Genomic DNA, 11,370 nt, shown 5'->3' with positions numbered 1-11,370 from the left:
GAGGGGGGGGGGGGGGGGAGGGGGGAGGGGGGAGGGGGGGGGGGGGGGGTTCCCCCCCCCCCCCCCCCCCCCCCCGCCCGGGGTGCGATACAGGTCCTTCAGCGCAGGAAGGGGTCCACCGCGACCGCCACGAAGAGCAGCGACACATAGGTGATGGACCAGTGGAAGAGTCGCATCTCCTTGAGCTTGACGCCGGTCACTCCGGCCTTGGCGCGGGCGAGCAGTCCGTGCGCCTCCTTGAGCCACCACGCGCCGGTTACGACCGCCACGGCCGGGTAGAACCAGCCCGTGTATCCCAGCGGCCACAGCGTCAGGGAGACCGCGACCATCACCCAGCTGTAGATGACGATCTGACGGGCGACCACCGTGTTGGAGGCGACGACGGGCAGCATCGGCACGCCGACCCGCGCGTAGTCCTCCTTGACCTTCATCGACAGCGGCCAGTAGTGCGGCGGCGTCCAGAAGAACATGACGAGGAAGAGGACGACGGCGGCCCAGGAGACCGAGTTGGTGACCGAGGACCAGCCGATGAAGACCGGCATGCAGCCCGCGATGCCGCCCCACACGATGTTCTGCGAGGTGCGCCGCTTGAGCACCATCGTGTAGAGGATGACGTAGAAGAGGAGCGCGCCCAGCGCCAGCGCGGCGGACAGCCAGTTGACGAGGAGCCCGAACCACAGCGTCGAGACGACGGCGAGGGTGAGTCCGAAGACGAGGCCCTCGCGCGGCGAGATCAGGCCGGTGACCAGCGGGCGCTGGGAGGTCCGGTCCATCATCGCGTCGATGTCGCGGTCGATGTACATGTTCAGAGCATTGGCGCCGCCGGCGGACAGGTAGCCGCCGAAGCAGGTGGCCAGCACCAGCCACAGGTTGGGCACACCCTGTTCGGCCAGGAACATCACCGGCACCGTGGTGATGAGCAGCAGCTCGATGATCCGTGGCTTGGTGAGAGCCACGAACCCTTTGACACGGGCCCCGAACGGCCGGTGGTTAGGGCTCGTAGCGAGCACCCCCGCAGGACGGGATTCGACGGCCGTCACGCACACCCCTGGTTCAGTGACTTCAGCGGCAGACGCCGCGATAAGACCCAGCAAGCACCGGGCGTGATGGCCCGGTAAAGACTTGCGCGTACCACGCCACTCTAGACGTAGCGGATACCTCGGCCTTCGCGGGGGTGGGCCCGTGTTGGACGATGCCTCGCATCGGGGGGATGGCCCAGCTCGGGAGGCGGGGCGACGGCTTCCCGGGCACCCTGGAGACACTGCCGCCACCTGCGCGCCGGGAATGATTGAGCCGCGCGTCCGGTTGCCGCCGACGTCGGGTCAGGCAACCGGCCGCACGTCGAAAAGGTGCACGTTCCGGCGGGGGTAGGCTCGACAGCGCCCGGCTGACACACCGTCCCGCGGCACTCGACATGTGGAGAGGAGCCCTGACTCAGGGTGAGCACCAAGCCGACCACCACAGACCTCGACTGGACCGATCTGGACCAGCGGGCCGTAGATACCGTCCGCGTCCTGGCCATGGATTCCGTGCAGAAGGTCGGCAACGGCCATCCCGGTACGGCCATGAGCCTCGCGCCCGCCGCGTACCTGCTGTTCCAGAAGCTGATGCGGCACGACCCGAGCGACGCCGACTGGACCGGCCGCGACCGGTTCGTCCTCTCTCCGGGTCACACCAGCCTCACCCTTTACATCCAGTTGTACCTGTCGGGGTACGGCCTGGAGCTGGACGACCTCAAGTCGTTCCGCACCTGGGGCAGCAAGACCCCCGGCCACCCCGAGCACGGCCACACGCGCGGCGTGGAGACCACCACCGGCCCGCTGGGCCAGGGCATCGCCAACGCGGTGGGCATGGCCATGGCCGCCCGCTACGAGCGCGGCCTGTTCGACCCGGACGCCGCCGCCGGCGCCTCCCCCTTCGACCACACCATCTGGGCGATCGTCTCCGACGGCGACGTCGAAGAGGGCATCTCGGCCGAGGCGAGCTCGCTGGCCGGCCACCAGAAGCTCGGCAACATCGTCGCGGTCTACGACGACAACCACATCTCGATCGAGGGCGACACCGAGACGGCGCTCTCCGAGGACGTGCTGAAGCGGTACGAGGCGTACGGCTGGCACGTACAGCGCGTCGAGCAGTCCGCCAACGGCGACTTCGATGTCAAGGCCCTCTACAAGGCCCTGAAGGCGGCGCAGGCCGAGACCGAGCGCCCCTCGATCATCGGCGCCCGCACGATCATCGCCTGGCCGGCCCCGAACGCGCAGAACACCGGCGCCGCGCACGGCGCGGCGCTCGGCGACGAAGAGGTCGCCGCGACCAAGAAGGTGCTGGGCTTCGACCCGGAGCAGACCTTCCAGGTCGAGGACGAGGTCTTCGCCCACGCCCGTGAGGTCGTCGACCGCGGCCGAGAGGCGCACGCCGCCTGGAACAAGCGGTTCGAGGAGTGGCGCGCCGCCAACCCGAAGCGCGCCGCCGAGTTCGACCGGATCGACGCGGCCGAGCTGCCCGACGGCTGGGAGAAGGCGCTGCCGTCCTTCCCGGCCGGCAAGGCCGTCGCGACCCGCAAGGCGTCCGGCGAGGTGCTGAAGGCGCTGGGCGCCGTGGTCCCCGAGCTGTGGGGCGGCTCCGCCGACCTGGCCGGCTCGAACAACACCACGATCGACGCCTCGTCCTCGTTCCTCCCGGCGGGCAACCCGCTGCCGGAGGCCAGCCCGTACGGCCGTACGGTGCACTGGGGCATCCGCGAGCACGCCATGGGCTCGACCATGAACGGCATCGCGCTGCACGGCAACACCCGCATCTACGGCGGCACCTTCCTGGTGTTCTCCGACTACATGCGCCCCGCCGTGCGACTCGCCGCCCTGATGCGGCTGCCGGTCACGTACGTGTGGACGCACGACTCCATCGGTCTCGGCGAGGACGGCCCGACCCACCAGCCGGTCGAGCACATGTCCGCGCTGCGCGCCATCCCGGGCCTGAACATGGTCCGTCCGGCCGACGCCAACGAGACGGCCATCGCCTGGCGCGAGATCATGCGCCGCCACAACGCCAAGCCCGCGCCGCACGGCCTCGCCCTCACCCGGCAGAACGTGCCGACGTACGAGGCCGATGAGGACGCGGCCAAGGGCGGTTACACCCTCTTCGAGGCCGAGGGCGGCCGTCCGCAGGTCATCCTGATCGGCACCGGCTCCGAGGTCCAGCTGGCCGTCGAGGCCCGCGAGGCGCTCCAGGCCGACGGCATCCCCACTCGCGTGGTGTCGATGCCGTCCGTCGAGTGGTTCGAGGAGCAGGATCAGGCGTACCGGGACGGCGTGCTGCTGCCGGACGTGAAGGCGCGCGTCGCGGTCGAGGCCGGGATCGGCCTGACCTGGCACCGCTTCGTCGGCGACGCCGGCCGGATCGTCTCGCTGGAGCACTTCGGCGCCTCCGCCGACTACAAGGTGCTCTACCGCGAGTTCGGTCTGACATCCGAGGCCGTCACCGCCGCGGCCCGCGAGTCGCTCGCCGCCGCCGGCCGCTGACGCCCGTATACGACAAGTAGGAGATGCAATTTCCATGACGGACGCACTCAAGCGCCTCTCCGACGAAGGCGTCGCGATCTGGCTGGACGACCTGTCGCGCAAGCGCATCACGTCCGGCAACCTGGCCGAGCTGATCGACCAGAACCATGTCGTCGGCGTCACCACCAACCCGTCGATCTTCCAGAAGGCGATCTCCTCGGGCGACGGTTACGAGCAGCAGCTCGCCGACCTCGCGGCCCGCCGGGTCACCGTCGAGGAAGCCATCCGCATGATCACGACGGCGGACGTCCGCGACGCCGCCGACATCCTGCGGCCGGTCTTCGACGCGACGGACGGCCAGGACGGCCGGGTCTCCATCGAGGTCGACCCGCGGCTGGCGCACAACACCGGGGCCACGGTCGCCGAGGCCAAGCAGCTCGCCTGGCTGGTGGACCGCCCGAACACCCTCATCAAGATCCCCGCCACCAAGGCGGGCCTCCCGGCGATCACCGAGACGATCGGCCTGGGGATCAGCGTCAACGTCACGCTGATCTTCTCGCTGGAGCGCTACCGCGCGGTCATGGACGCCTACCTGGCCGGGCTGGAGAAGGCCAAGGCCGCGGGCCTGGACATCTCCAAGATCCACTCGGTGGCGTCCTTCTTCGTGTCCCGCGTGGACACCGAGATCGACAAGCGCCTCGACGCCCTGGGCGGCGACGCCAAGGCCCTCAAGGGCAAGGCCGCGCTGGCCAACGCCCGCCTCGCGTACCAGGCGTACGAGGAGGTCTTCTCCTCCGACCGCTGGACCGCGCTGGAGACGGCCGGCGCCAACCGGCAGCGTCCGCTGTGGGCCTCGACCGGCGTCAAGGACCCGGCCTACAAGGACACCCTGTACGTGGTCGACCTGGTCGCCCCGAACACGGTCAACACCATGCCCGAGGCCACCATGGAAGCGACCGCCGACCACGGCGAGATCGCCGGTGACACGGTGCGCGGCACGTACGACGAGGCGCAGAGCCAGCTCGACGACCTCGCCGCCGCCGGGATCTCCTACGACGACGTCGTGCAGCTCCTGGAGGACGAGGGCGTCGACAAGTTCGAGGCGTCCTGGGTCGACCTCCTGAAGTCCACCGAGGCCGAGCTCAAGCGTCTGTCCCCCTCGGAGGCATGACCTTGTCCCCTGTATCCGCAAGCGGAGTCAACCCGCTGCGTGACGCACAGGACCGACGGCTCCCGCGCATCGCGGGGCCGTCGGGCCTGGTCATCTTCGGCGTCACGGGCGATTTGTCCCGTAAGAAGCTGATGCCCGCGGTCTACGACCTGGCCAACCGCGGCCTGCTGCCGCCGGGCTTCTCGCTCGTCGGCTTCGCCCGGCGCGACTGGGAGAACGAGGACTTCGCGCAGGTCGTCCACGACGCCGTCAAGGAACACGCGCGCACCCCCTTCCGCGAGGAGGTGTGGCAGCAACTCGCCGAGGGCTTCCGGTTCGTACCGGGCGTCTTCGACGACGACGAGGCGTTCAAGACCCTCAAGGCCACCATCGACGAGCTCGACAAGGCCCGGGGCACCGGCGGCAACTTCGCCTTCTATCTCTCCGTCCCGCCGAAGTTCTTCCCCGACGTCGTCGAGCAGCTCAAGAAGCACGGGCTGTCCCAGGGCCCGGGCGACTCCTGGCGGCGCGCGGTGATCGAGAAGCCGTTCGGCCACGACCTCAAGAGCGCGCAAGAGCTCAACCAGATCGTGCACGACGTCTTCCCGCCCAACGAGGTCTTCCGGATCGACCACTACCTGGGCAAGGAGACGGTCCAGAACATCCTGGCGCTGCGGTTCGCCAACACGATGTTCGAGCCGATCTGGAACCGGTCGTACGTCGACCACGTGCAGATCACCATGGCCGAGGACATCGGCATCGGCGGCCGGGCCGGCTACTACGACGGCATCGGCGCGGCCCGCGACGTCATCCAGAACCACCTGCTCCAGCTCCTCGCGCTCACCGCGATGGAGGAGCCCGGTTCCTTCCACCCGAAGGCCCTGGTGGCGGAGAAGCTCAAGGTGCTGGGCGCGGTCGAGCTGCCGAAGGACCTCGGCGCGCACACCGTACGCGGCCAGTACGCGCACGCCTGGCAGGGCGGCGAGGAGGTGTCCGGCTACCTCGAAGAGGAGGGCATCGACCCCAAGTCGAAGACCGACACCTTCGCGGCCATCAAGCTGGAGATCAACAACCGCCGCTGGGCGGGCGTCCCCTTCTATCTGCGCACCGGCAAGCGGCTGGGGCGCCGTGTCACGGAGATCGCGGTGGTCTTCAAGCGGGCGCCGTATCTGCCCTTCGAGGCCGGTTCCACCGAGGAGCTGGGGCAGAACGCCCTGGTCATCCGGGTGCAGCCGGACGAGGGCGTCACCGTGCGATTCGGTTCCAAGGTGCCCGGTACCTCGATGGAGGTCCGGGACGTCACCATGGACTTCGCGTACGGCGAGTCCTTCACCGAGTCCAGCCCGGAGGCGTACGAGCGGCTCATCCTCGATGTGCTGCTCGGCGACGCCAACCTCTTCCCCCGGCACCAGGAGGTCGAGCTGTCCTGGAACATCCTCGACCCGATCGAGGAGTACTGGGACAAGCACGGCAAGCCCGCGCAGTACGCGTCGGGCACCTGGGGGCCGGCAGAGGCGGACGAGATGCTCGCACGAGACGGCAGGAGCTGGCGCCGGCCATGAGAATCGATCTGACGGACACCACCTCGTCCCGTATCAACGCGGGTCTCATCGAGGCCCGGCACTCCATCGGCACCCCCGCCGTGGGGATGGTCCTCACCCTGGTCATCGTCACCGACGAGGGCAGCGCCTACGACGCGCTCAAGGCGGCCGGCGACGCGTCGCGGGAGCACCCCTCCCGCATCGTGGCCGTCATCAAGCGGCCCGGGCGTTCGCCGCGTGACCGCAAGATGGCCCGGCTGGACGCCGAGATCCGGGTCGGCTCCGACTCCGGCACCGGCGAGACCGTCGTCCTGCGCATGCACGGCGAACTGGCCAACCACGCCGAGTCCGTCGTGCTCCCGCTGCTGCTGCCGGACGCCCCCGTGGTGGTCTGGTGGCCCGAGGACGCGCCGGACAACCCGTCCGCGGACCCGCTCGGCAAGCTGGCCCAGCGCCGGATCACCGACGCCGCCGCCGCGGAGGACCCGGTGACCGCGCTCGGGGTACGCGCCGAGGCGTACGCGCCCGGCGACACCGACCTGGCCTGGACCCGGATCACGCCGTGGCGCAGCATGCTGGCCGCGGCGCTGGACCAGAAGCACTCCAAGATCGGTTCCGCGGTCGTGGAGGGCGAGGCGTACAACCCGAGCAGCGAGCTGCTCGCGCTGTGGCTCGCCGACCGGCTGAAGGTGCCGGTCGAGCGGAAGGTCTCGGAGGGCCCCGGGCTCACCGCGGTGCGGCTGGCCACGCCGGACGGCGTCATCTGCCTCGACCGGGCGGACGGTGCGCTGGCCGAGCTGGCCATGCCCGGCCAGCCGGACCGGCACGTGGCGCTCAAGCGGCGGGAGACCGCCGATCTGATCGCCGAGGAGCTGCGCCGGCTCGACCCGGACGACGTCTACCGGGCGACGGTGACGCTCGGCGTCAAGCAGCTGACGAGCGCGGACAAGCCGGCCGAGGCGTCGGACGCCGCCGACGGCGGGTCCGGTGGCCCGGCGGCCGGCGAGGCGTCGGAGCAGGGCGCTCCGGCGGCCGCGAAGAAGAGCGCCTCGGCGAAGGGCGCTTCGGCGAAGAAGGCGACGTCCAAGTGAGCGCGCCGCAGATCGTCGTGCACCGGGACAAGGAGCTGATGGCGCAGGCCGCGGCGGCCCGGCTGATCACGAAGATCGTGGACGCTCAGGCCGCCCGGGGCTCCGCCTCGGTCGTGCTGACCGGCGGGCGCAACGGCAACGGGCTGCTCGCGGCCCTCGCCGCGGCGCCCGCCCGGGACGCCGTGGACTTCTCGCGGCTCGACCTGTGGTGGGGCGACGAGCGGTTCCTGCCGGACGGGGACCCGGAGCGCAATGTCACCCAGGCGCGCGAGGCGCTGCTGGACGCGGTGGACCTGGACCCGGCCCGGGTGCACGAGATGCCGGCGTCCCACGGCCCGTACGGCAACGACCCGGACGCGGCGGCGGAAGCCTACGCGGCCGAGCTGGCCGCGGCCGCCGGGCCCGAGGACCACGGCCCGGTGCCGTCGTTCGACGTGCTGCTGCTGGGCGTCGGCCCGGATACGCACGTGGCGTCGCTCTTCCCCGAGCAGCCGGGCGTACGGGAGACCGAGCGCACCGTCGTCGGGGTGCGCGGCGCGCCCAAGCCCCCGCCCAACCGCGTCTCCCTGACGCTGCCGGCGATCCGCGCGGCGCGCGAGGTCTGGCTGCTGGCGGCGGGCGAGGACAAGGCGCGGGCGGTGACGATCGCCCTGTCGGGGGCGGGTGAGATCCAGGCCCCGGCGGCCGGCGCGTACGGCCGCGGCCGCACCCTGTGGCTGCTGGACCGGGCCGCGGCGGCGGGCCTCCCCCGCTCGCTGTACCCACCGGCCTCGGCGTAGGACGGACGGAACGCCAAGCGCCGGACGGGCCGGGGAATCCGGCCCGTCCGGCGCTTGCTGCCGACCGGCCACCGGTTTCGAGCCCGTACCGCGGTCGAGTGGCGGGGCCCCGATCAGTGACCCGTCCCAACGCACCAGGCCCCGGCCACCGCGAAGGCGGCCGGGGCCTGGTGCGTACGGCTGCCGCAGGACCTCAGCGCCCGCGCAGCGAGCGGTAACGCCCGACCAGCGCCGTCGTGGACGCGTCCAGCCCCGGCACCTCGGCCCCCTCGCTGAGCGCGGGCTCGATCCGCTTCGCGAGCACCTTGCCGAGCTCGACGCCCCACTGGTCGAAGGAGTCGATGTTCCAGATGGCTCCCTGTACGAACACCTTGTGCTCGTAGAGCGCGATCAGCTGTCCGAGCACCGATGGGGTGAGCTCACGGGCGAGGATCGTGCTGGTGGGCCGGTTCCCCTTGAACGTCTTGTGCGGGACCAGCTCGGCCGGCACACCCTCCGCCGCGACCTCTTCCGGCGTCTTGCCGAAGGCGAGCGCCTGGCCCTGTGCGAACAGGTTCGCCATCAGCAGGTCGTGCTGGGCCACGAGGTCCGGCAGCAGGTCGTCGACCGGGTTGGCGAAGCCGATGAGGTCGGCGGGGATGAGCTTGGTGCCCTGGTGCAGCAGCTGGTAGTACGCGTGCTGGCCGTTGGTGCCGGGCGTGCCCCAGACGACGGGCCCGGTCTGCCAGCCGACCGGCTCGCCCTCCCGGTCCACGGACTTGCCATTCGACTCCATGTCCAGCTGCTGGAGGTAGGCCGTGAACTTCGACAGGTAGTGGCTGTAGGGCAGGACCGCGTGCGACTGCGCGTCGTGGAAGTTGCCGTACCAGACGCCCAGCAGGCCCAGCAGCAGCGGGACGTTCTCCTCGGGCGGGGCGCAGCGGAAGTGCTCGTCGACGAGGTGGAAGCCCGCCAGCATCTCCCGGAACCGGTCCGGCCCGATGGCGACCATCAGGGAGAGGCCGATCGCCGAGTCGTACGAGTAGCGCCCGCCGACCCAGTCCCAGAACTCGAACATGTTGGTCACGTCGATGCCGAACTCCGAGACCTTCTCGGCGTTCGTCGACAGCGCCACGAAGTGCTTGGCGACGGCTTCCTGGCCGGCTCCGAGCCCGCCGAGGAGCCAGTTGCGGGCGGAGGTGGCGTTGGTGATGGTCTCGATGGTGGTGAAGGTCTTCGAGGCGATGATGAACAGCGTCTCGGCCGGGTCGAGGTCCCGCACGGCCTCGTGCAGGTCCGCGCCGTCCACGTTCGACACGAAGCGGAACTGGAGGTCGCGGGCGGTGAAGGCGCGCAGCGCCTCGTAGGCCATCGCCGGGCCGAGGTCGGAGCCGCCGATGCCGATGTTGACGACGGTCTTGATCGGCTTGCCGGTGTGGCCCTTCCAGTCGCCCGAGCGCACCCGGTCGGCGAAGACCTGCATCTTGGTGAGCACCGCGTGCACGGCGGGGACCACGTTCTCGCCGCCCGCCTCGATGACCGCGGACTCGGGGGCGCGCAGCGCCGTGTGGAGGACGGCGCGGTCCTCGGTGGTGTTGATCTTCTCGCCGCGGAACATCGCGTCCCGCAGCTCGCTCACCCCGGCCGCGGCCGCCAGCTCGCGCAGCAGGCGGAGGGTCTCGTCGGTGACGAGGTGCTTGGAGTAGTCCAGGTACAGGTCGCCCACCTGGAGGCCGTAGCGCTCGCCGCGCCCGGGGTCGTCCGCGAAGAGGTCCCGCAGGTGCACCTCCCCCAGCTCGTCCCGGTGCTTGGCCAGCGCGTTCCACTGAGGCATCTGGTCGAGCCTGCTGCGGCCGTCTGCATTCATCTCGGACATCAGCCCACTTCTTCTCGTACCTGTCCCGCTGCCTTCCAACCTAATTGATCAGACTCCGCTACGAGACGCCTGTCCGCTGTCCGCCGCCTTTCCGCTGTCGGCCTCCTTGAGGGCCGGCGAGAGGGCGAGGACCGCGAGCCCGAAGAGCGCCGCCGCGAAGAGCATCGGCGTGTTCAGCCCCCAGGCGGTGGCCACCGCTCCGCCGGCGAGCGCGCCGAAGGGCGCGCCCGCCACGCCGAGCGTGCGGAACGCGGCGCTGGTCCTGCCGAGCATCCCGGCGGGGCTGCGGTGCTGCATCAAGGTCACCTGGGTGACGTTCCAGAGCATTCCGACGAAGCCGAAGACCGCCATGGCGGCGACCGCGGCCGGCAGGGAGCGGGCGGTCCCGAGCGCCACCAGGCAGCAGGCTTGGAGCCCGCCGCCGAGGAGCAGGCTCCGGGCCGGGCCGAGCCGTCCGGTGATCCGCCCGGCGGCCAGGCCGCCGGCCACCCCGCCGATGCCGTAGGCCGCGATGGTCGCCGCATAGCCCGCGTCGCCCGCGTCCAGCCACCCCTTGACCAGCAGCGGGAGCATGGCGATGAGCGCGCCGACGCCGACATTGCACAGGGTGGTGGACGCGCACAGCCAGCGCAGCAGCCGGTCGCGCCAGAGCGCGCGTATGCCGTCGGCCATCTCGCGCCGCAGTGTGCGCCCGGCGGCGCGGGCCGGCCGCTCCGGCGGGTCCGCCCGCACCCCGGCCACGAGGACGGCCGCGAGGAGGTACGTGCCCGCGTCGGCCGCGTACGGCATGGCGAGGCCGATGCCGAGGAGCACCGGGACCAGCGGCGCCCCGACGAAGGAGCCGGCTATCTGCTGGCCGGTCATCAACCGGGCGTTCGCGGTGCCCAGCGCCGCCTCGTCCACGACGGAGGGCAGCAGGGCCGTGGCGGCGTTGTCGAAGAGCGTCTGGAGGGCGGTGAGCGCGAAGGCGACCGCGATGAGCAGGCCGATCGTCGCCGCCCCGCAGGCCACGGCGATCGCGAAGGCCGCCATGAGCAGCCCGCGGACCACGTCCACCGCCCACATCGCCCGCCGCTGGTCGACCCGGTCCGCCACGGCGCCGCCGAGCAGTCCGAACAGCAGCCACGGCAGGAATCCGGCGGCCGTCACCAGCGAGACGAGCATCGGCGAACCGGTCAGCGAGACGGCGAGCAGGGGCAGCGCGGCGGAGCGGAGCGCGTCTCCCAGGCGGGAGATCACGGCCGCCGACCACAGCCGTCCGAAGCCTCCTCCGACACTCGGACGGACCACTCGTTCGTCAACCGCTGCCACAGTTCCCCCACCCGCTCCGGCCATTGACGAAACCGTAGCGGCGACCACTGACAACGGCCCGGGGGGGGGGGGGGGGGAGGGAGGGGGGGGGGGGGGGGGGGGGGGGGGGGGGGGGTGTTTTTGGCTCTTTCCACCCTTCTCTGGGG

At 71.2% G+C, this 11,370-nt stretch carries 8 protein-coding genes; 5 read left to right on the top strand and 3 right to left on the bottom strand.

Going from position 1 to position 11,370, the window contains the following annotated elements; translation table 11 throughout:
• Positions 1-98: 98 nt before the first annotated feature.
• Positions 99-1,046, bottom strand: a complete 948-nt coding sequence (locus tag AC07AB_RS16875) for a heme o synthase (protein WP_478566754.1) — start codon at positions 1,044-1,046, stop codon at positions 99-101.
• Positions 1,047-1,439: 393 nt separating this feature from the next.
• Here AC07AB_RS16875 and tkt point away from each other — a divergent pair, with 393 nt between their 5' ends.
• Genes tkt through pgl form a run of 5 tightly spaced genes read left to right on the top strand, consistent with a single transcriptional unit; the run spans position 1,440 to position 8,058 of the window.
• Entirely contained in the window at positions 1,440-3,518 is a 2,079-nt protein-coding gene (gene tkt, locus AC07AB_RS16870; protein WP_478566751.1) for a transketolase, read from the top strand.
• 34 nt (positions 3,519-3,552) lie between these two features.
• A complete protein-coding gene (tal, locus tag AC07AB_RS16865) occupies positions 3,553-4,668 on the top strand; it encodes a transaldolase (RefSeq protein WP_478566748.1) in 1,116 nt (371 codons plus the stop codon).
• Positions 4,665-6,209, top strand: coding sequence for a glucose-6-phosphate dehydrogenase (gene zwf, locus AC07AB_RS16860; protein ID WP_478566745.1), 1,545 nt, complete (start codon positions 4,665-4,667; stop codon positions 6,207-6,209). Before tal ends, zwf begins: the two co-directional genes overlap by 4 nt.
• On the top strand, positions 6,206-7,279 hold the full coding sequence (gene opcA, locus AC07AB_RS16855; protein WP_478566742.1) for a glucose-6-phosphate dehydrogenase assembly protein OpcA: 1,074 nt from the start codon (positions 6,206-6,208) through the stop codon (positions 7,277-7,279). The genes zwf and opcA overlap by 4 nt, the downstream gene beginning before the upstream one ends.
• Positions 7,276-8,058, top strand: a complete 783-nt coding sequence (gene pgl, locus AC07AB_RS16850) for a 6-phosphogluconolactonase (protein ID WP_478566739.1) — start codon at positions 7,276-7,278, stop codon at positions 8,056-8,058. The genes opcA and pgl overlap by 4 nt, the downstream gene beginning before the upstream one ends.
• A 193-nt stretch (positions 8,059-8,251) precedes the next feature.
• Here pgl and pgi read toward each other — a convergent pair whose 3' ends face one another.
• A complete protein-coding gene (gene pgi / locus AC07AB_RS16845) occupies positions 8,252-9,904 on the bottom strand; it encodes a glucose-6-phosphate isomerase (protein ID WP_478567126.1) in 1,653 nt (550 codons plus the stop codon).
• Positions 9,905-9,961: 57 nt separating this feature from the next.
• The gene (locus AC07AB_RS16840; RefSeq protein ID WP_478566736.1) at positions 9,962-11,248 is read right to left on the bottom strand and encodes an MFS transporter; all 1,287 of its coding nucleotides are present in this window, start codon (positions 11,246-11,248) and stop codon (positions 9,962-9,964) included.
• Positions 11,249-11,370 lie beyond the last annotated feature (122 nt).

Source organism: Streptomyces sp. NPDC044033 (assembly GCF_056434425.1).
This window is presented reverse-complemented; position numbering and strand designations above follow the sequence as displayed.

What these genes read in the sequence shown, in the direction of transcription:
- tal (WP_478566748.1), top strand. Translation starts at nt 3,553, where the DNA reads ATGACGGACGCACTCAAGCGCCTCTCCGACGAAGGCGTCGCGATCTGG.
- opcA (WP_478566742.1), top strand. Translation starts at nt 6,206, where the DNA reads ATGAGAATCGATCTGACGGACACCACCTCGTCCCGTATCAACGCGGGT.
- AC07AB_RS16840 (WP_478566736.1), bottom strand. Translation starts at nt 11,248, where the DNA reads ATGGCCGGAGCGGGTGGGGGAACTGTGGCAGCGGTTGACGAACGAGTG.
- zwf (WP_478566745.1), top strand. Translation starts at nt 4,665, where the DNA reads ATGACCTTGTCCCCTGTATCCGCAAGCGGAGTCAACCCGCTGCGTGAC.
- pgi (WP_478567126.1), bottom strand. Translation starts at nt 9,904, where the DNA reads ATGAATGCAGACGGCCGCAGCAGGCTCGACCAGATGCCTCAGTGGAAC.